Annotated in this window: 23 protein-coding genes and 1 tRNA gene; 13 read left to right on the top strand and 11 right to left on the bottom strand. The window is 68.2% G+C overall.

Translation table 11 applies throughout. The annotated features are described in order from the left end of the window. Positions 1-101: 101 nt before the first annotated feature. Both A4249_RS15690 and A4249_RS15685 read right to left on the bottom strand, forming a co-directional pair. Positions 102-767 carry a DsbA family oxidoreductase gene (locus tag A4249_RS15690; protein WP_066554356.1) on the bottom strand — a complete coding sequence of 222 codons (666 nt, stop codon included), beginning with the start codon at positions 765-767 and terminating at the stop codon, positions 102-104. A 67-nt stretch (positions 768-834) separates the two neighbouring features. Beyond that, entirely contained in the window at positions 835-1,692 is an 858-nt protein-coding gene (locus tag A4249_RS15685) for a DUF1206 domain-containing protein (protein ID WP_066554353.1), read from the bottom strand. A gap of 129 nt (positions 1,693-1,821) precedes the next feature. Here A4249_RS15685 and A4249_RS15680 point away from each other — a divergent pair, with 129 nt between their 5' ends. Both A4249_RS15680 and A4249_RS15675 read left to right on the top strand, forming a co-directional pair. Next, positions 1,822-2,004, top strand: coding sequence for a hypothetical protein (locus A4249_RS15680; RefSeq protein WP_066554350.1), 183 nt, complete (start codon positions 1,822-1,824; stop codon positions 2,002-2,004). A gap of 137 nt (positions 2,005-2,141) precedes the next feature. Next, a complete protein-coding gene (locus tag A4249_RS15675) occupies positions 2,142-2,828 on the top strand; it encodes a Crp/Fnr family transcriptional regulator (RefSeq protein WP_066555358.1) in 687 nt (228 codons plus the stop codon). Here A4249_RS15675 and A4249_RS15670 read toward each other — a convergent pair. The 3 genes from A4249_RS15670 to A4249_RS15660 are packed head-to-tail and all read right to left on the bottom strand — an operon-like array spanning position 2,825 to position 5,294. Beyond that, positions 2,825-4,282 (bottom strand): sensor histidine kinase, encoded by a 1,458-nt coding sequence (locus A4249_RS15670; RefSeq protein ID WP_082854200.1) that lies wholly within the window; start codon positions 4,280-4,282, stop codon positions 2,825-2,827. The genes A4249_RS15675 and A4249_RS15670 overlap by 4 nt on opposite strands. Beyond that, complete coding sequence (locus A4249_RS15665) at positions 4,279-4,959, bottom strand: response regulator transcription factor (protein ID WP_066554345.1); 681 nt, start codon at positions 4,957-4,959, stop codon at positions 4,279-4,281. Before A4249_RS15665 ends, A4249_RS15670 begins: the two co-directional genes overlap by 4 nt. After that, positions 4,959-5,294: a hypothetical protein gene (locus A4249_RS15660; protein WP_066554343.1), complete on the bottom strand. Its 336-nt coding sequence runs from the start codon at positions 5,292-5,294 to the stop codon at positions 4,959-4,961. Before A4249_RS15660 ends, A4249_RS15665 begins: the two co-directional genes overlap by 1 nt. Before the next feature lie 228 nt (positions 5,295-5,522). Between A4249_RS15660 and A4249_RS15655 the strand changes: the two genes are divergently transcribed. From A4249_RS15655 to A4249_RS15615, 11 genes are all read left to right on the top strand, one after another. Further along, on the top strand, positions 5,523-5,885 hold the full coding sequence (locus tag A4249_RS15655; RefSeq protein ID WP_055752768.1) for a hypothetical protein: 363 nt from the start codon (positions 5,523-5,525) through the stop codon (positions 5,883-5,885). A gap of 352 nt (positions 5,886-6,237) precedes the next feature. Next, the gene (locus tag A4249_RS16695; protein WP_105625212.1) at positions 6,238-6,327 is read left to right on the top strand and encodes a potassium-transporting ATPase subunit F; all 90 of its coding nucleotides are present in this window, start codon (positions 6,238-6,240) and stop codon (positions 6,325-6,327) included. 18 nt (positions 6,328-6,345) lie between these two features. Beyond that, the gene (gene kdpA / locus A4249_RS15650) at positions 6,346-8,055 is read left to right on the top strand and encodes a potassium-transporting ATPase subunit KdpA (RefSeq protein ID WP_066554340.1); all 1,710 of its coding nucleotides are present in this window, start codon (positions 6,346-6,348) and stop codon (positions 8,053-8,055) included. Between the two features lie 18 nt (positions 8,056-8,073). Continuing rightward, positions 8,074-10,140 carry a potassium-transporting ATPase subunit KdpB gene (gene kdpB / locus A4249_RS15645; RefSeq protein ID WP_066554339.1) on the top strand — a complete coding sequence of 689 codons (2,067 nt, stop codon included), beginning with the start codon at positions 8,074-8,076 and terminating at the stop codon, positions 10,138-10,140. After that, entirely contained in the window at positions 10,140-10,295 is a 156-nt protein-coding gene (locus A4249_RS16690) for a hypothetical protein (RefSeq protein WP_153923133.1), read from the top strand. The genes kdpB and A4249_RS16690 overlap by 1 nt, the downstream gene beginning before the upstream one ends. After that, a complete protein-coding gene (locus tag A4249_RS15640) occupies positions 10,288-11,004 on the top strand; it encodes a TorF family putative porin (protein ID WP_066554338.1) in 717 nt (238 codons plus the stop codon). Before A4249_RS16690 ends, A4249_RS15640 begins: the two co-directional genes overlap by 8 nt. A gap of 10 nt (positions 11,005-11,014) precedes the next feature. Continuing rightward, the gene (gene kdpC / locus A4249_RS15635) at positions 11,015-11,593 is read left to right on the top strand and encodes a K(+)-transporting ATPase subunit C (protein ID WP_066554335.1); all 579 of its coding nucleotides are present in this window, start codon (positions 11,015-11,017) and stop codon (positions 11,591-11,593) included. Then, on the top strand, positions 11,594-14,278 hold the full coding sequence (locus A4249_RS15630; protein WP_066554334.1) for a sensor histidine kinase: 2,685 nt from the start codon (positions 11,594-11,596) through the stop codon (positions 14,276-14,278). It begins immediately after the preceding gene. After that, a complete protein-coding gene (locus A4249_RS15625; protein WP_066554332.1) occupies positions 14,278-14,967 on the top strand; it encodes a response regulator in 690 nt (229 codons plus the stop codon). The genes A4249_RS15630 and A4249_RS15625 overlap by 1 nt, the downstream gene beginning before the upstream one ends. A 74-nt stretch (positions 14,968-15,041) precedes the next feature. Further along, entirely contained in the window at positions 15,042-15,983 is a 942-nt protein-coding gene (locus A4249_RS15620; RefSeq protein WP_066554330.1) for a histone deacetylase family protein, read from the top strand. Between the two features lie 2 nt (positions 15,984-15,985). Then, positions 15,986-16,516 (top strand): 2'-5' RNA ligase family protein, encoded by a 531-nt coding sequence (locus A4249_RS15615; protein WP_082854199.1) that lies wholly within the window; start codon positions 15,986-15,988, stop codon positions 16,514-16,516. Between the two features lie 19 nt (positions 16,517-16,535). Here A4249_RS15615 and A4249_RS15610 read toward each other — a convergent pair. The 6 genes from A4249_RS15610 to A4249_RS15585 form a co-directional block, all read right to left on the bottom strand. Next, a tRNA-Arg gene (locus A4249_RS15610) sits at positions 16,536-16,612 on the bottom strand. A gap of 208 nt (positions 16,613-16,820) precedes the next feature. After that, complete coding sequence (locus A4249_RS15605; protein ID WP_066554321.1) at positions 16,821-17,300, bottom strand: hypothetical protein; 480 nt, start codon at positions 17,298-17,300, stop codon at positions 16,821-16,823. Continuing rightward, on the bottom strand, positions 17,297-17,887 hold the full coding sequence (locus A4249_RS15600; RefSeq protein ID WP_066554318.1) for a response regulator: 591 nt from the start codon (positions 17,885-17,887) through the stop codon (positions 17,297-17,299). The genes A4249_RS15605 and A4249_RS15600 overlap by 4 nt, the downstream gene beginning before the upstream one ends. A gap of 4 nt (positions 17,888-17,891) precedes the next feature. Continuing rightward, positions 17,892-18,236, bottom strand: a complete 345-nt coding sequence (locus A4249_RS15595) for a hypothetical protein (RefSeq protein ID WP_039246206.1) — start codon at positions 18,234-18,236, stop codon at positions 17,892-17,894. Positions 18,237-18,238: 2 nt separating this feature from the next. Further along, entirely contained in the window at positions 18,239-18,781 is a 543-nt protein-coding gene (locus A4249_RS15590) for a chemotaxis protein CheD (protein WP_055753918.1), read from the bottom strand. Next, positions 18,778-19,167: a response regulator gene (locus A4249_RS15585; protein WP_039246211.1), complete on the bottom strand. Its 390-nt coding sequence runs from the start codon at positions 19,165-19,167 to the stop codon at positions 18,778-18,780. The genes A4249_RS15590 and A4249_RS15585 overlap by 4 nt, the downstream gene beginning before the upstream one ends. Positions 19,168-19,173 lie beyond the last annotated feature (6 nt).

Here is a 19,173-nt window from a genome sequence, read left to right as displayed (position 1 = left end):
GCTCTTGAGGCCCAACAGACGTCGATTTTACAGAAGGAACCCCTCCGTCACGGCGCCGAGCGGCGCCGCGCCGCCTCCCCGCTGCGCAGGTAGGAGACGGCCTAGACCTCCGATGCGATCTTGCGCAGGGCCTCTTCGAACACTTGGGCCGGCTGGCCGCCCGAGATCAGATATTTGCCCTCGACCACCACGGCCGGGACCGAGGTGATGCCGCGCGCGCGCCACAGGTCTTCGGCCTGGCGCACGGCCTGGGCGTAGCGGCCCGAGGCCAGCACCTCGCCCGCCTCGGCCCGGTCCAGCCCGGCCTTTTCGGCGGCGGTGGTCAGGACGCCGGCGTCGGTCAGGTTCTTGTTCTCGGTGAAGTGGGCGGTGAACAGCGCCTGTTTGAGGGCCTTCTGCTTCTCCGGCGCCGTCTCATGCGCCCAGTGCAGCAGCCGGTGGGCGTCGAAGGTGTTCCAGATGCGGCTGCCGTCGGTCATGCGCATGTCGAAGCCCACCTCGCCCGCCCGTTCGCGGATCATGGCGCGGTTGGCGGCGGACTGCTCAGGGCTCGCGCCGTATTTGCGGCCGATGTGTTCGACGATGTTCTCGCCCTCGGGCGCGATCTGGGGGTTCAGCTCGAACGGCTGGAAGGCGATGTCGGCGGCGATCCCCTCGCCCTTCAGCGCGTCCAGCGCCGTCTCCAACCCGCCCAGCCCCACCACGCACCAGGGGCAGACGACGTCGGACACGAAGTCGATCTTCAGGGTCTTGAGCGGAGCGTTCATGGCGCGGCCTTCTGAAACAGCGTGTGTTGCTTTCCGGATATGGCGACGCCGCGCCGACCGGCAAGGTCTAGCCTAGGCTCAAATCCCGGGGCGGACGTATCCGGCGCCAGCGCGCCTCCACAAAGGCGAAGGCGCCGAAGGCCATCAGCCCCGCCGCCGTCAGCCCCAGGATCCACGATCCGCCCGGCTGGGCCTCCAGCGCATCCAGCGCCGCCGCCGTCGTCGTCACCTCGCCCGAGCGCGCATGCAGCCCCGCCAGAACCACGAACACCCCCAGCGGCAGATAGGCGAATCCTCGCGCCGCATAGCCCGCCCGCGCCAGCGCCGTCGCCGTGCCGCAGAAGGCCTTGGGACAGGCCAGGGCGTCGTCGAAGTCGTCGCGGATGGCCCTGACGATGTTGCCCACGCCGACGCCCAGCACCACCAGCCCCGCCCCGATCAGCAGCACCTCGCCGAACGGCATCCCCAGCAGCATCGCCGCCTTCTCCTGGTTCTCGGCCACGCTCTCGGCCTGGGCCGCCGAGGCGTTCGTCGCCTCGCCGAACTCGTCCAGATATTCGAACACCCCCGACGCCAGCACGCCGTAGAACAGGCCGCTGACCGCCTGACCCGCCCGGGTCGTCCAGCCCTTCAGGTCCGTCCCTTCATGGTCCGCGTCGAACACCGCCTGCAACACCCGCCAGCCGACGAAGGCCCACAGACCCAGCCCCAGCAGCACCAGCCAGACCTTGCCGAACGGCTGCTCGGCCAGCCAGCCCGCCGCCCCGCTGGTCCCCACCGCATCGCCGATCCGGTCCGTCGCCGCCAGCAGCGTCAGCGCCCCCGCCGACAGGTAAACGAAGCCTCGCGCCCCATAGCCGACCCGCGCCGCCCATTCGATCAGGGTCGCCAGCGGCGGCAGGCGAAAGGTCTTGGCGGCGTTCATGATGTCTCCCACGTCAGGACGCCCTCAACGCGCCGGCTAAGGCAAAGGCTCCGCTTGTCGCTGTGTCGATATCCGACAGACGCCGGCGGGCGTGTGCCGCTAGGGTTCGCCTCCTTGGGAGCCGTTCGCTTGAACATCTACGAGTTTCACTTCTTCGACGAGGCGGATCGCCGTCCGCTGCTCGACTTCTTCGACGGCGCCGACGACGCCGCAGCGCTGGAAGCCGCGCGGTCGCAGCTGGCGCGCCATGCCTCCTGCGCAGGTGTCGAAGTGCTGGAAGCCGGGCGTCTGGTCGGCCGCGTCACCCGCTGAGCCTCGACTGCGCTCTGCCCGATCGCGTACACAACGCGGTAAAGACACGACTTTTCCCCAGAAAGCCGCGTGACATATAGCAACGCTGTGTCGAGTTTCGACAGACGCCGCGCTCAGATCGCCTTATGCGCGAACTCATGAACCGCCTTTCGCCTGGCAACCGATTGATCCAAGGGCTGAACCCCGACGATCGCGACGCTCTCCTCTCCATCGCCACTCCGGTGGAATTCGCGCCCGGCCATGTGTTCAGCGAGCCTGACGACGCCATCGAGCACCTGCATTTCATCGACAGCGGCTTCTGCTCCTCGGTCGCGGTGCTGGAAGACGGCCGGACCGTGGAGACCGTGATGATCGGGCGCGAGGGCGTGCTCGGCGTCGTCGCTTCGGTCGTGCCGCACCACGCCCACACCCGCAGCGTGGCCCAGGTCGCCGGGACGGCGCGCCGGGTGGACGCCGCCAAGTTCCGCGCCCTGTCGGCGCAACGGCCGGGCGTTCGCGACGCGGTCGCCGAATACATGGCGCGGCTTCAGGGCGAGTTGGAGCAATCAGCCGCTTGCAACGCCCTGCACCACGCCGGGCAGCGGTTCGCTAAATGGCTGCTGCGCTGCCACGACCGGGTCGAGGGCGACACCCTGAACCTGACGCAGGAGTATCTGGCCTCCATGCTGGGCTCGCAGCGGACCACGGTGAACGAGGCGGCGCAGGGGCTTCAGAAGGCGGGGGCCATCGCCTATTCGCGCGGCCGGATCACGGTGCTGGATCGCGCCGCCTTGGAGCGGGCGGCCTGCGAATGCTACCGCCGGGGCGGAGACCGGCAGCCCTAGTCGACCTGGGCGGCCGGCAGTTCGAGGACCGCCTTCAGCCCGCCCATGTCGCTGTCCGCCAGCATCAGCCGCCCGCCGTAGGCGCGCGTCAGGTCGTCCACGATCGACAGGCCCAGGCCCGACCCCGGCGCGCTTTCGTCCAGCCGCGCGCCGCGCTGCATGACCGTGTCGCGCTGATCGGCCGGCAGGCCCGCCCCATCGTCCTCGACCACCAGGATCATCTGGCCCAAGCCGCTGCCGCCCGCGGAGACGCGCACCCGACGCCTGGAGAACTTGGCGGCGTTTTCGATCAGATTGCCCAGGATTTCCTGCAAATCCTGACGCTCGCCCAGGAAGGACAGGCTGTCGGGCGCGCGCCAGTCGATCTCGACGTTCTTGTCTCGGAACACCTGTTCGATCATCACCGCCAGCTCGTCCAGCACCTCGGCGACGGGCGTCGTCTCGCCCAGACCGTGGGCGGCGCGGGCGGCGGCGCGGGCGCGACGCAGGTGGTGATCGACCTGGCCCTGCATGATCTTGGTCTGGCGCCGCACCAGTTCGGGCAGATCGCCCTCGCTCGTCCCCGCCTCGGCCAGCATGACGGAGATCGGCGTCTTCAGCGCATGGGCCAAATTGCCGACGTGGGTGCGCTGGCGATCCACGACCTCCTGATTGTGATCCAGCAGGCGGTTCACCTGCTCGGCCAGCGGCTGGATTTCCTGAGGGTACGAGCGGCCGATCCGCGCCGACCTGCCCTTGCGCACATCCGCGATCTCATCGCGCAGGTCGAACAGGGGGCGCAGGCCGATCCGCACCTGGATGAAGACCGCCGATACGAGGCCGAGCCCCAAGATCAGGAAAGCGATCCAGGTTACGCGCGCGAACTGGCGCGTGTCCGCGTCGACGTCGGAGCGATCCAGCGCGGCGATGAAGATGACCGGATGTTCGTGCCGTGGGATCGACTTCATGCTGGCGGCGACGCGCAGCGGCTCGCGCGTCTCGGCGTCGTCCTTGGGCCCGGTGGTGTTGAAGGTGATGACGTCGCCGAAAGCCGCATCCAGGCGCGCGGGCAGGTCGGCGGGCAGGGCCAGGTCATAGCGCCACAGCGAGGTCGAACGCGCCAGGCTGACCAGCCGTCCGTCGGGGCGAACCTCCATGATCTGCCAGTATTTGCCCGACAGCAGCCGCAGAGTTCTGGCGTCCTGGATTTGCGGAATGGCTTCGCCCTGCGGCGTGCGGCTGGCGCCGACCACGATCTCGTCGATCGTTTCGTTGAGCATCGCGCCCAGACGCCGCAGGGCGGATTCCTGAAAGGCCTGGGTCAGCACCAGCGCTGAAATGACCAGAGCGACCACGATCCAGGCCGAGGCCAGCCAGATCAGCCGGCGCGTCAGGGAGCGACCTGGGCGACCGAACCAGCGGCCCCAATCGTGGAGCCCACCAGCGTTGGGTTTCGAAGCCGTCGCCTCGGTCACGCCGGGTCGGATTCGCCCGCCAGCGGCGTCAGCCGATAGCCGAGGCCGCGCACGGTCTCGATCCGGTCCGATCCGACCTTCTTGCGCACCCGGCCGATGAATACCTCGATGGTGTTTGAATCACGGTCGAAGTCCTGATCGTAGAGGTGTTCGACCAGTTCGGTGCGGCTGATGACGCGCCCCTGATGCATCATCATGTAGTGCAACAGCCGGTATTCCAGCGAGGTCAGGCGCAGGGGCTCGCCATTGACGCTGGCCCGCGCTGCGCGGGGATCCAGCCGCAAGCCACCGCACGACAGGGTCGCCGAGGCGATGCCCGCCGAGCGGCGCAGCAGCGCCCGCAGACGCGCCAGCAGTTCTTCGGTATGGAAGGGTTTGGTCAGATAGTCGTCGGCGCCGGCGTCGAAGCCCGCCACCTTGTCCGACCAGGCGCCGCGCGCCGTCAGGATCAAAACCGGCATCGTCTTGCCCTCTCGCCGCCAACGCTCCAGCACCGACACGCCATCGATCTTGGGCAGGCCCAGGTCCAGGACGATGACGTCATAAGGCTCGTTCTCGCCCAGATAGTGGGCTTCCTCGCCGTCCGGCGCATGGTCCACGGCATAGCCCGCGTCGCCCAGCGCCGCCTTAAGCTGACGCGACAGATCTGCGTCGTCCTCGACCAGAAGTACGCGCATCAGTTCGGCCTGCGACGTTGATTGTTGTTGTCGGGACGCGCCTGTCCGGTCTGGCCATCGACCACGACCTCACGCACGCGTCCGTCGCGTTCGACCAGGACGGAATAGTTGCCGTCGCGGCGCGGTTGAGTGTCGATGGGGCGACCGCCGCCGGCCTCGCCGCCACGACGACGGGCCTCGTCGGGACTGACGCGCGGACCACGGTCCTGCGAGCGCTGGTCCTGATCGCGCGACTGGGCCTGCGCCGACGTCGTCACGACGGGCGCGAAGGCCAGACCGAGAGCCAGGGCCAGGGCCGGAGGGGCGATCAGGAGGGGGGCGGGTTTACGAAACATGGCGACCGATCTAGTCCCGATCATCTGAACGGGCGCTGAATACGTCGTATAGTTTAAAGCGAACGCTGCTCCAAACCGTAGACCAAATCAGAAGACGGCGGTGTGACGTCTTTTTCATCCAGATGAACCGAACCTGATCGATCCTGTTCAGAACCGGCTCAGTCGCCGGGTGCTCAAATCGCCTCATCGCTGGTCACCCCGACCGGCAGAACATTTGAGGAGATCGCCATGCGCAAGCTCATCGTCCCCGCCATCGCCCTGGCCGCCGCCTCGGTCGCCGCGCCGTCCTTCGCCCAATCCTACCACCGCCCGGCCCCGCCCCATCACGCCAGCTATGGCTCGTGGCAGTCGATCAACGCCCGCCAGGCCAACCTGGATCGCCGCATCGATCAGGGCGTCCGCAACGGCCAACTGAGCCGCCGCGAAGCCACCCGTTTGCGCGGAGAATTCAACGGCCTGCTGCGTCTGGAGGCCAACTACCGCCGCGGCGGCCTGACCGCCTGGGAACGCCAGGACCTGGACCGTCGCTTCGACCGCCTGTCGGCCCAGATCCGCTACGAACGCCGCGATTACGACAACCGTCGGGGCTGATCATCTCGACAAAGACACCTTGGAAGCGCGGCCGCAAGGCCGCGCTTTTCTTATTTGATCGGAAGCCGCACGGCCGGGCGCTGCGCGGCGCATCCTCAAGCACACCTTTGCTTCAGAGGGTCGGGTTGCGGGCGCTTCAAATGTCGCCCGCGCTGCGACCGACCCAGCTTCCTTAGTTTTATGAATCCTTTAGGTCGGCGGCGCGGACTCGCATCGCGCCATTATGCCGCCCGGTGGTCTGTTCCCGCTCGAACTTGAGCGAGGAGGCCGGATTGGCCGATGTGATTTTTCTGGCGGTGGGTGCGGGGGCGTTCGCCGTCTGCGCCTTGCTGGCCACAGCGTTGAAACGGGTATGACGATGATCGCCATGCTCTGGGGGGCGGGGGCGCTGGTCGTCGCCGTTTACATGGTCGCGGCCCTGCTGCGGCCCGAGCGGTTCTGAGGAACCGGGACGGATTTCATGAACATTCAAGGATGGGGCGAGATCGCCCTGACCCTTGGGCTGGCCGTAATGCTCGGCTGGCCCATCGGCGTTTATATGTCGCGCGTTTGGAACGGCGAGCGGACCTGGCTGGACCCGGTGCTGAAGCCGGTCGAGGCCGTCTTCTACGGCGCCGCCGGCGTCGATCCGAAACGCAGCCAGGGCTGGCTGGGATACGCCGGCGCCCTTTTGGCCTTCAACCTGGCGGGCTTTGTCCTGCTGTATGCGATCCTGCGTCTGCAGGGCGTGCTGCCGCTGAACCCGCAAGGGTTTGCAGGCGTGTCGCCGCATCTGGCCTTCAACACCGCCGTCAGCTTCGTGACCAACACCAACTGGCAGAGCTATGGCGGGGAGGCGACCCTGTCGACCTTCACCCAGATGGTCGGCCTGACGGTGCAGAACTTCGTCTCGGCGGCGACGGGCGCGACGATCGCGGCGGCCCTGGCGCGGGCCTTCGTCGCCAATCGCGGCGAGGGGGTCGGCAACTTCTGGGCCGATCTGACGCGCACGACGCTGTATGTCCTGCTGCCCGCCGCCTTGATCCTGGCGGTGGCCCTGGCCGGTCTCGGCATCGTTCAGAGCCTGGCGGCCCATGTGACGGCGACCGGCATCGAGGGCGGATCCCAGACCTTGCCGCTGTTCCCGGCGGCCAGCCAGGTGGCGATCAAACAGCTGGGCATCAACGGCGGCGGCGTCTTCAACGTCAACGGCGCCCATCCGTTCGAGAACCCGAACGCCATCACCAATCTGCTGACCGCCGTGGCGATCAACGTCATGGGCTGGGCGGCCTTCTTCGCCTTCGGCCGCACGGCCATGGCGGGACGCGACATCCGCGCCCTGGCGGCGGCCGCCCTGATCCTGCTGAGCGCCGCCAGCGCGGCCATGTATTTGATCGAGACCCAGCCGGCCCCGGCCCTGGTCGCGGCCCAGGTGGACGCCTCGGTCAATATGGAGGGCAAGGAGGTCCGCTTCGGCGCGCCCGCCTCGACCGTCTGGTCCGTGGTCACGACCGGCGCCTCGAACGGCTCGGTCAACTCCATGCACGCCAGCTTCATGCCCCTGGGCGGCGGGTTGCAGATGTTCCTGATGCAGTTGGGCGAGATCCTGCCCGGCGGCGTCGGTTCGGGCATCGCCATCATGGTCGTCATGGCCCTGCTGTCGGTCTTCGTCGCCGGCCTGATGGTCGGGCGCACTCCGGAATATCTGGGCAAGAAGATCGAGGCGCGCGAGATCCAGTTCGCCATGATCGCGGTGCTGATCCTGCCGCTGGCGATCCTGGGCTTCACCGCCGTGTCGGCCGTCTTCCCGACGGCGCTGGCGGGCCTGCTGAACAAGGGGCCGCACGGCCTGTCGGAGATCCTCTACGCCTACACCTCGGCGGCGGCGAACAACGGCTCGGCCTTTGCGGGTCTGACCGCCAACGCCCCCTGGTGGAACACGACCCTGGGTCTGGGCATGCTGTTCGGGCGGTTCATTCCAGCCGTCGCCGTTCTGGCCATCGCCGGCAGTCTGGTGGTCAAGCCCAAGCTGGCGCCCAGCCCCGGCACGCTGCCGACCGACAATGGCCTGTTCATCGGCCTGCTGATCGGCGTGGTTCTCATCCTCGGCGGCCTGCAGTTCCTGCCCGCCCTCGCCCTGGGACCGATCGTCGAGCACTTCCAGGTGCTCGCGGCGGTCGCCGGCGCCTGATCCTTCGGACATCCTGACATGACACAAGTAACTCTGGATCCCCGCGAGGGCGGCCGTGCGTCGCCTCTTGCGGGCGGCCTCTCGGGACAGATGATCGGACGCGCGGTTGGCGACGCCTTCGTCAAGTTGAACCCGGTCAAGCTGATCAACAATCCGGTCATCTTCACCACCTGGATCGTGGCGCTTCTGTCCACGCTCTCGGCCGCTGCGGCCATCGCGAGCGGTCAGTCAGCGGGCTTTGCGGTGCAGCTGGCGCTGTGGCTCTGGGCCACGGTTCTGTTCGCCAATGTCGCAGAAAGCATCGCCGAAGGGCGGGGCAAGGCGGCGGCCGATTCGCTGCGCGCCACCCGCGTCACGACCAAGGCCAAGCTGATTGTCGATCCGAAGACCGGCAGCGTGGTCCCCACCAATGCTTCAGAGCTTGAAGTCGGGTCGATCATCCTGGTCGAGGCCGGCGACGTGATCGCCTCGGACGGCGAGATCGTCGAGGGCGTCGCCTCGGTCAACGAGGCCGCCATTACCGGCGAGAGCGCCCCGGTGATCCGCGAAAGCGGCGGCGACCGTTCGGCCGTGACCGGCGGCACCACCGTCGTCTCGGACTGGATCAAGGTGCGCATCACCGCCAAGCCCGGCTCGACCTTCCTTGATCGCATGATCGCCATGGTCGAGGGCGCGGACCGCCGGAAGACGCCCAACGAGCTGGCTCTGGCCGTGCTGCTGGCCGGCCTGACCCTGATCTTCCTGATCGCGGTCGTGACCCTGGTGGGTCTGGGCGCCTATTCCGGCGTCGATCTTGATCCGATGGTGCTGGGCGCCCTGTTCATCACCCTGATCCCGACCACGATCGGGGGTCTGCTGTCCGCCGTCGGCATCGCCGGCATGGACCGGTTGCTGAAGGTTAACGTGCTGGCCACCTCGGGCCGTGCGGTGGAGGCGGCAGGCGACGTCGACACCCTGCTGCTCGACAAGACCGGCACCATCACCTTCGGCAACCGCATGGCGACCGAGGTCATTCCGGTCCCGGGCGTGCGCCCCGAGGCCGCCTTGGCCGCCGCCGTTATGGCGTCGCTCGCCGACGAGACGCCCGAGGGCCGCTCCATCGTCGAGCTGGGCCGCAACGCCGGGGTCTCGGTCGATCAACCGGCCGGCGCCGTCGCCATTCCCTTCACCGCCGTCACCCGCCAGTCGGGCTTGGACGTCGGCAAGGACAGCTGGAGGAAGGGCGCGGTCGATGCGGTGCTGAAGGATCTGAACCTGACGGACGGTTCGGCCCCGGCCGAGTTCCGCCAGGCTGTGGACCGGATCGCCCGTTCGGGCGGCACGCCCCTGGCCGTCACCCAGAACGGCGTCCTGGTCGGCGTCATCCACCTGAAGGACGTGGTCAAGCCGGGCGTGAAGGCGCGCTTCGCCGACCTGCGCCGCATGGGCCTGCGCACCGTGATGATCACCGGCGACAATCCGGTGACGGCCGCAGCCATCGCTTCGGAAGCCGGGGTGGACGACTACCTCGCCGAGGCCACGCCCGAGGACAAGATGCGCCTGATCAAGGCCGAACAGGCCAAGGGCCGTCTGGTCGCCATGTGCGGCGACGGAGCCAACGACGCCCCGGCCCTGGCCCAGGCCGATGTCGGCGTGGCCATGCAGACCGGCGCCCAGGCCGCGCGCGAGGCCGGCAACATGGTCGATCTGGACAGCGACCCGACCAAGGTCATCGAGATCGTCGAGGTCGGCAAGCAACTGCTGATCACGCGCGGCGCCCTGACGACCTTCTCGGTCGCCAACGACGTGGCCAAATATTTCGCCATCATCCCGGCGATGTTCGTGGTGGCCCTGCCATCGCTCGGCGCGCTGAACGTCATGCGTCTGCACAGCCCTGAGAGCGCCATCCTGTCGGCGGTGATCTTCAACGCCCTGGTCATCGTGGCCCTGATCCCGCTGGCGCTGAAGGGCGTCAAATACCGGGCCATCGGCGCCGGCGCGCTTCTGGGTCGCAACCTGCTGATCTACGGCCTGGGCGGCCTGATCGCCCCGTTCGTCGGCATCAAGCTGATCGACCTGCTCATCTCCGGCCTGGGTCTGGCGTGATGCGTCGGGAGGTCTCTCGCATCCTGCAACTCGTCGTGGCGGTGCTGGTCATCGCCGTGATGTGGGGTGTGGCGACGCTGCAGCAGACCGATCCGCGCACGCGCTCCAACCCCATGGCCATTCATCCTGTTCGAATAGAGAAATCCAATGCGTAAATCCTTCTCCAAGGCCTCGGGCCGCAACGACGCCTGGTTCGCCGCCGCCTGCATCGTCGGCCTCGCCGGTCTGGGCCTATGCAGCGAAGCCAAGGCCCAGGACGTGTCGGCTAACGTCGCCGTCACCTCGGACTACGTCTTCCGCGGCGTCAGCCAGACCCAGGAAAACCCCGCCCTTTCGGCCGGCGTCGATCTGACCAAGAGCGGCTTCTACGCCGGCGCCTGGGCCTCCAACGTCGATTTCGGCGACGACACGGACGCCGAGGTCGATCTGTATGCCGGCTATCGGCCCGAGGTCGCCGGCTATGCGCTGGACTTCGGGGTGATCGGCTATCTCTACGCCGGTCAGCCCGACGGCGCCGACTATGACTATGTCGAGTTCAAAGCCGCCGCTTCGCGCGCCTTTGGCCCGGCCACCCTGGGCGCCGCCGTCTATTATTCGCCCGACTTCTTCGGCGCGGCCGAGGACGAGGCGACCTATGCCGAGGTCAACGGCGCGGTCAGCCCTGCCGACAAATGGACCGTCTCGGGCGCCGTCGGCCGTCAGTGGGTGTCGTCGGACCTGGACTACACCACCTGGAACCTGGGCGCGGCCTATCAGCTGACTGACAAGCTGGCGGTGGACCTGCGTTATCACGACACCGATCAACACGACTTCGGCGACATCTACGGCGCACGCGCCGTAGCCACGCTGAAGGCGACCTTCTGAGGCGACGGCCATGGTCAACCAACTTCGCCCGGCCCTCGTCATGACGGCCCTGTTCACCCTGCTGCTGGGCCTGGCCTATCCGCTGGCCGTCACCGGCATCGCCCAGGTCGCCTTCCCGGATCAGGCTAACGGCAGCCTGGTGCGCGACGCCGGCGGCAAGGTCGTCGGTTCGTCCCTGATCGGCCAGCCTTTCGTCGGCGCGACCTATCTGCATCCGCGCCCGTCGGCGGCAGGCGACGGCTATGACGCCGCCGCCTCGTCCGGCTCCAACATGGGGCCGCTGAACCCGGACCTGATCGCCCGCGTCGCCGAAAGCGCCCAGGCGATCCGCGCCGAGGACGGCCCCGGCGTCATCCCCGCCGATGCGGTGACGACCTCGGGTTCGGGCCTCGACCCGGACGTGTCCCCGGCCTACGCTCGGCTTCAGGCCGCGCGGATCGCCCGCGCCAGAGGCGTTCCCGTGCAACAGGTCCAGAGCATCATCGAGGCGCATATCGAGGGGGCCTTCCTGGGCTTCATCGGCCAGCCGCACGTCAATGTCCTGCTGACCAACCGCGCGCTGGACGCCCGCTTCGGGGCGGAGGGCTGATTGCCCGAAACGGCGCCCGCAACGCCCGCGACTTCAGCCGCTCCGCGCCGTAAGCGCGGGCGGCTGAAGGTGTTTCTGGGCATGTCGCCCGGCGTGGGCAAGACCTATGAGATGCTGCGCGCCGCACGCCGTCGAAAGGCCGAGGGGCTGGACGTCGTCGTCGGCGTGGTCGAGACCCACGGCCGCAAGGAGACGATGAGCCTGCTGCGCGGGCTGGACGTCATGCCGCGCGCGCCGATCGAACACCGCGACCGCGCCCTGATGGAGTTCGACCTGGACGGCGCCCTGGCGCGACGGCCTGAACTGCTGCTGGTCGATGAATACGCCCATTCCAATGCGCCCGGTTCGCGCCATCCCAAGCGCTGGCAGGATGTGGAGGAACTACGCGACGCCGGCATCGACGTCTGGACCACGCTGAACATCCAGCATCTGGAAAGCCTGTCCGACGTCATTCTGCGCATCACCGGCGTGCGCCAGCGCGAGGCCGTGCCCGACAGCGCCCTGACCGGCGCCGACGATATCGAGGTCATCGACATCACGCCCGAGGATCTGCGGGCGCGTCTGGCCGAGGGCAAGGTCTATGTGCCCGAGACGGCGCGGGTGGCGTCCGAGAACTTCTTCAAGATCGAGAACCTGACGGCGCTGCGCGAACTGGCCCTGCGCCGCGCGGCCCAGACGGTGGACGACCAGCTGCTGACCCACCTGCGCGAACGGGGCGTATCAGGGCCGTGGGCGGCGAACGAGCGGATCCTGGTCTTGGTCGGCGGCGACGCCATGACCGCCTCGCTGGTTCGCACCGGGCGGCGAATGTCCGACATGATGATGGACGCCCCCTGGTCGGTCGCTCACGTCGAAAGACCCAGCGGATCGCGGGCCGACGCCCGCTCGGCGGGACGATTGTCCGAGGCCTTCAAACTGGCCGAACAACTGGGCGGGCGGCCCGTGACCATCAGCGGCGACGACGTGGTGCGCGCCGTGCTGGATCACGCCCACCGCAACAACGTCACCCAGATCGTCATCGGCAAGACGCGCGGCGGGCGGTTCGCCGAATGGACCGGCCGGGCCCTGGCGACCGAACTGCTGCGCAAGGCGCAGGGCGTCGCCGTCCACGTCGTGACCGAGGGCGATCTGGTCGCGCCCGAACCGGCGGCCAAGTCGGGCGTCAGGGCGGCCTTGGACTGGCGCGGCTATCCGGCCGGGGCAGGGTTCGTCCTGGCGGCGACGGGGGCGGCTCTTTTGCTCGATACCCGGTTCGAGCGGGTCGATCTGGGCGTCATCTATCTGGCGGCGGTGGTGGCGGCCGGTGTGCTGAACGGGCTGCGGCCTGCGCTGGCGGCGGCGACCCTAGCCTTTCTGACCTACAACTTCCTGTTCCTTCAGCCCCGCTACAGCTTCCTGATCGGTTCGCCGACCGACTTCCTGACGCTGCTGCTCTTCTGGGGCGTGGCCCTGGGCACGGGCGCCCTGGCGGGGCGGGTGCGCGAACAGGCCAGAGCCGCCCAGCGGCGCGCCGCCGCCGTCTCGGCCCTGCTGGCCGCCAGCCAGACCCTGTCGGCGGGCCAGGATCGCGCGACCACGGCCCGCAGCCTGGCCGAACAGGCCTCGGCCGCCGCCGGCGCGGGCGCCGTCGTCCTTCTGCCCGACGGCGAGGACATTGTGCTAACGGCGGCCAGCCCCGACGGCGTGACCCTGACCCCCGACGCCATGGCCGCCGCCCGCTGGGCCTGGACCCACGGCGAGGTGACGGGCCACGGCACCGGCACCCTGCCGCAAACCCACTGGCGGTTTCAGCCCTTACAGGGCGTGCGCGGCCGGGCCGGCGTGGCGGGCGTCGACGCCTCGGCCGTGGCGGCGGGCTCGGACGAGGAACGCCTGGCGATGGCCCTGTTGGACCAAGGCGCCGTGGCGCTGGAGCGCGCCGATCTGGCCGGTCAGGCGCTGGAGACCGAGACCCTGCGCCGCGCCGACCGTTTCCGTGCCGCCTTGATGAACTCGGTCAGCCACGACCTGCGCACGCCCCTGTCCACCGTCCTGGGCTCGGCGACGACCCTGATCGACTATGGCGCAACCCTGAAGCCCGAGGTCCGCGACGACCTGCTGCTCAGCATCCGCGAAGAGGCCGAACGCCTGTCGCGCTATGTCGGCGACCTGTTGGACATGACCCGGCTGGAGGGCGGCGGCCTGAACGTGCGCACCGACTGGACCGATGTGCGCGACATCCTGAACACCGCCGCCGACCGGGTGTCGCGACGCCTGGGCCGGCGCAAGGTCACGCGCGATTTTCCGGCCCAACTCAGCATGGTCGAGGCCGATCCGGGCCTGCTGGAACAGGCCGTGGTCAACATCCTGGAAAACGCCATCGCCTACAGTCCCGACGGCACGACCATCGAACTGGCGGCTTATGAGGATCGCGGCGCCGTCGTCATCTCCATCGAGGACGAGGGACGCGGCATCCCGACCGCCGAGCTGGAACGGGTGTTCGACAAGTTCCGCCGCATGGAAGAATCTACCGATCGGGCCAAGGGGGCAGGCCTGGGTCTCGCCATCGCCAAGGGTTTCGTCGAGGCGATGCGCGGCCGTATCGCCGCCGCCAGCCCGATCCAGGACGACGCCGACGGCAAGCGCGGCACCCGCATCCTGATCAGCCTGCCTAAGTCCATCGCCACCCACCCGGATCTGCTGTGATGTCCGCCATTCGCCCCCAGGTTCTCGTCATCGACGACGAGCCGCAGATCCACCGCTTCCTGGCGCCCGCCCTGGACGCCGCCGGCTATGAACCCCGCCGCGCCGACAGCGGTCAGGAGGGCCTGCGCGCCATCGCCCTGTGGAGCCCCGACGCCGTGGTGCTGGACCTCGGATTGCCCGACATGGACGGCAAGGACGTTCTGACGCGGGCGCGCGACTTCTATCAGGGGCCGATCATCGTCCTGTCCGCCCGCGACCGCGAGGCCGAGAAGATCGTCGCCCTGGACCTGGGCGCCAACGACTACGTCGAAAAGCCGTTCGGTGTCGGCGAACTGCTGGCCCGCATCCGCGCCGGCCTGCGTCAGGGCGCGCTGACGCCGGTCGCGGGAGGGGTGGTCACGGCCAGCGATGTCGTCATCGATCTGGACCGCCGCGTCGTCACCCGCGCTGGCGAGCGGGTGAAGCTTCGCCCCAAGGAATACGACGTCCTGGCCCACCTCGCCCGCAACGCCGGCAAGGTCCTCGGCCACGCCGACCTGCTCAAGACCATCTGGGGCGCCGGCCACGCCGATGACGTTCAATATTTGCGCGTCGTTGTCGGCCAGCTTCGGCACAAGCTCGAGGCCGATCCGGCCCAGCCCGTCCTTCTCGTGACCGAACCGGGCGTCGGATACCGACTGGCGGACTGAGCCTTCCGGCGAGAGGGTTCGGCTGGCTCTTCAGATGCAGCCTCATAAAGGCCGGCGCGTTGTCTGCGGAACCCATGTCTGAACCAGGCCCCCTCCCCCCGATCGTCTATCACCCGGCCTACAGCGCCGAACTGCCATCGGGTCATCGCTTTCCGATGCAGAAGTATGCGCGCTTGGTGGAGGTGCTGAGAGAGGAAGGGCTGATCGGACCGGAGGGCCTGTGGGAGCCCGAACCTGCGGATTACTCCCTGCTCGCCGCCGTACATGATCCCGATTATGTGCGCCAGGTGCTGGACACCCGCGTTCCGCCGAAGGTCGAACGGGACATCGGCTTGCCGATCACCCAAAGCGTCGTCGAACGCACGCAGGCCGCCGTCGGCGGCACGCTGACAGCCGCCCGTCTCGCCCTTCGCCACGGCCTCGCCTGCAACACGGCCGGCGGGAGCCATCATGCCGGCCCGATGGGCGGCGCCGGCTTCTGCGTCTTCAACGACATCGGCGTGGCCGCGAGAGCCTTGCTCGATAATGGCGAAGTCGGCCAGGTCCTGGTGGTCGATCTGGACGTCCATCAGGGCGATGGAACCGCCTTCATCTTCGAACACGAACCTCGCGTCTTCACCTTCTCCATGCATGGCGAGAAGAATTTTCCGGTGCGTAGGGGGCCCAGCGATCTAGATATCGACCTGCTCGACGGAACAGGCGACGAGGCCTATGTCGCCCGGCTCAAAGACGTTCTGCCCGACCTGCTTCAACGCGTTGCACCGGATCTCGTCTTCTACATCGCCGGCGTCGATCCGCACGAAAGCGACCGGCTGGGGCGACTGTCGCTGAGCGACGAGGGATTGGCTGAGCGCGACGCCTATGTGCTGGAAACCTGTCTGGCGGTCGCGCCGCTCGTCGGAGTCATCGGCGGTGGATATGACCACGACATTGATCGTCTGGCGCGCCGCCATGCGACGCTCCATCGCGCGGCCGCCCACGCCTGGCGGCGCGGCTTGGCCCGGCGGGAGGCTTGATCGTGGCAGATCAGCCGCCGCTCATCATCACCGCAGCCCTGGACGACGGCGCCTTCGACTGGTTCGACGGCTTGCGCCAGGCGCACTTTCCCCGCCACCGCAACTTCATCCCAGCTCATCTAACCCTGTTCCACGCGCTCCCTGGGGCGCAGGAAGACTTCGTGTTGGAGACGCTGAAGTCGGCGTGCCGGCGGCAGACGCCCATCCGCCTCGATGTACGCGGCCCGTGGTCCTTGGGGCGTGGCGTGGCCTACCGCCTGGCGTCCGCCGATCTGGACCGACTGCGTGGACAACTCGCGGAGGCCTTTTCGCCCTGGCTGACCCGCCAGGATCAGGCCCTGTTCCGGCCGCACATCACGATCCAGAACAAGGTTGAGCCCGCAGACGCCAAACAGTTGCTTGAGTACCTTAAATTGGAGTTCGAGCCGTTCGACATTCTCGCTGAAGGCCTGCTCGTCTGGCGCTATCTGGACGGCCCGTGGGAGGCGATTGATCGGATCCCATTCGATAGCGAGCTGCCCCTCGACGATTAGAATGCACCCGACAGCGCGATGGCGACCCCGGCAGGACTCCAACCTGCGACCTCGGCTTTAGGAAAGCCTTGCTCTATGCCGCTGAGCTACGGGGCCACGCAGGACGCCGTAGCGGGTCGGGGCGGCGGGGGGAAGTCGGGGCGGCGAAAAAGTCGGGCGGCGGTCGTTCGACTCCGGCGTCGGGCGTTTGTGGTTAAGGCTGCTTAACCTACCAGATATCGCGGTGAACAAAGGACGAAACGGGCGATGTCAGCGATTCGGTCCTGATTCGTTTCGCCCTTGTTCCGCGAGAACGGAACGGCCGTTAACCGACGGGCGGAACGTGAGCGGTCAGGGCGCGCAGGCCCTCCAGGAGGCGGTCGGAATCGGCGCTGGTCTGGCCCTGGGCGGCCAGGGTCAGGCGGAGCGCGCGGACGTGAACCTCGACCGAGGGCCAAGACCAGCTGCCGGCGCTCTTCATCCGGTCGGCGATCTCGCACAGGCTGAAGGCGGCCTCGAAGAAGGTCGGGACGTCCAGATAGCCGGCCATGTCGACCATGGCGGAGGCGAAGGCGTAGATTTGGGCCGGAGCATCCTGCGGGCGGGTCGCGCACAGGGCCTCGATGGCGTCGACATTGGCCGTCAACAGGGTGAAGACGTGGTCGCGCTGTTCATCCAGCGCCTGGTTGGCGCGCGACTCGGCCTCGACGATCAGACGACCGCCAGGCCGCGCCATCTGACGCTGGAGCGAGGTGTGGACGCGGCGGACGGTGGGCGTCTTGGGCGCGGCGGCTGGCTCGGTCACAGGCTGACCTTCATCGGCTTCATCAGCATGTCGATGTCGTCCTGATCCATGTTTTCCTCGACCGCCTCGCCCAGATCGCCGGACAGGTCGCTTGAGCGGCGGCCGTCGGTGCCGGGGGGCGGCCCATAGTTGCGCACCCTGCGGTCGGGCCCGATGTAGTGTTCAGCCTCGACGAAATCCCGGTCCTCGCCGCCCAGCCAGATGATGCGCTTCAGCAGCAGGGACGGCGACAAGGGCTTGGCGACGATGAAGCTGGCCCCGCAGTCGCGGCCCTGCTGGACCTTGGCCTGGGAGGCGTGGCCCAGGATCATGATGACGGGCACATAGCGGGTCGGCGTGGGGGCGTCGCGCCGCAGCCAGCGCACGAAGTCATACCCGTCCATGTCCGGCATGATGCAGTCGATCAGGATCAGATCGACCGAGCGGCGCGCCAGCAGTTCGACGGCCGCCTGGGCCGAGGCGCATTTGACCTGCTCCTTGCAGCCGAAGCCCTGGACGATGGACCCCAGCATATCCAGCGACGTGGGCTGGTCGTCGATCAGAAGGACCGTGGTGTGCGCCAGATTGACCCGATCGCTCTTGGCCATGGCGTCAGAACAGCATCAGGTCGCCGGCGTCGGCGGTTGATTGCGGGCGATGCTCGCCGGCGGCGGGGCGAAGGCGGCCGGCCATGTCGGCCAGCGACAGTCGGCTGACGGCCTCGGACGGGCTGGCGCCGCCGCCCAGCATACGCAGGACGCCGGACAGAGCCTCGAGACGTTGAGTCAGGGCGTCCAGGGCCTGGGCCTGGGTCAGGGCGTTGGGACGTTCCTCAGGCGGAGCGCGGCGGACCAGATCGCTGACCAGGGCCTCGATCCCGTCGATGCCTTCGCGCACCAGCATCAGCTCGTCGGCGACGGCGGCCAGCAGATCGGCGTGTTCGGGAGGGGCGCTCATGCTTAGAACAGTTCCAGGGCGCCGGTATCGACCGGGGCCATGACGGGCACGGGCTTGGGCGCGACGACGTCGGTGACGGCGCGTTGCAGGGCGCGGCCGGTGACGGGCCAGTAGTGCAGGCGCCGTCCGCCGTCGCCGCGCAGGCTGCCGCCCACGACGGGAATGCCTTCGTCGCGCAGGAATTTCTCGGCGAAGTCGGCGTTGCTGCGTCCCACGTCGCGCAGGCTGTCGAACATACGGCCGCCGCCGAACAACTTGGCCTCCAGCCGGTCGCGACGGGCGCCGGCCTTGAGCATGTCGTTGATCAGCAGCTCCATCGCATAGGCGCCGTAGCGACGTCCCGCGTCGGTGCCCGCGCCCGAGCCTTCGGGCAGCAGGAAGTGATTCATGCCGCCGACGCCCGCCAACGGATCACGCACGCACATGGCGACGCAGGACCCCAGGATGGTGCTGAGCACGACATTGGGATCGGACGTGATGAAGTGCTCGCCCTGACCGACGTGAACGCGCTTTTCGACCGTGTCCTTCAGGGCGGCGAAACTCATGTCAGAGGACCGAAAACGGCTTCCAGCTTGCCCTTCAGCTGGGCGACGGTGAAAGGCTTGACCAGATAGTTGTTGACCCCGAACTGCACCGCGCGCTGGACCAGCTCGCGGTCGGCGCGGCCCGTCAGCATGATGAAGGCGGTCTTGGAGGTGGGGGGATGGGCGCGCACGGCGCGCAGCAGGCCCAGGCCGTCCAGGTTCGGCATATTGTAGTCGGAGATGATCAGGTGCGCGGGCTTGGACACGATCTCGCGCAGGGCGATCTCGCCGTCGGCGGCCTCGCGGATCTCGCGCACGCCGAGCTGTTGCAGGCTGGTGCGGACCAGCGAACGCATCGTCATCTGATCGTCGACGACCAGGCAGTGAAGTGAGGCGGCGGCGGGCATAGGTTA

Origin of the sequence: Brevundimonas sp. GW460-12-10-14-LB2, assembly GCF_001636925.1 — a bacterium.
Taxonomy (GTDB): Bacteria; Pseudomonadota; Alphaproteobacteria; order Caulobacterales; family Caulobacteraceae; genus Brevundimonas; species Brevundimonas vesicularis.
Note: the sequence above shows the minus strand (reverse complement) of the source record. Positions and strands in the feature narration are given on the sequence as shown.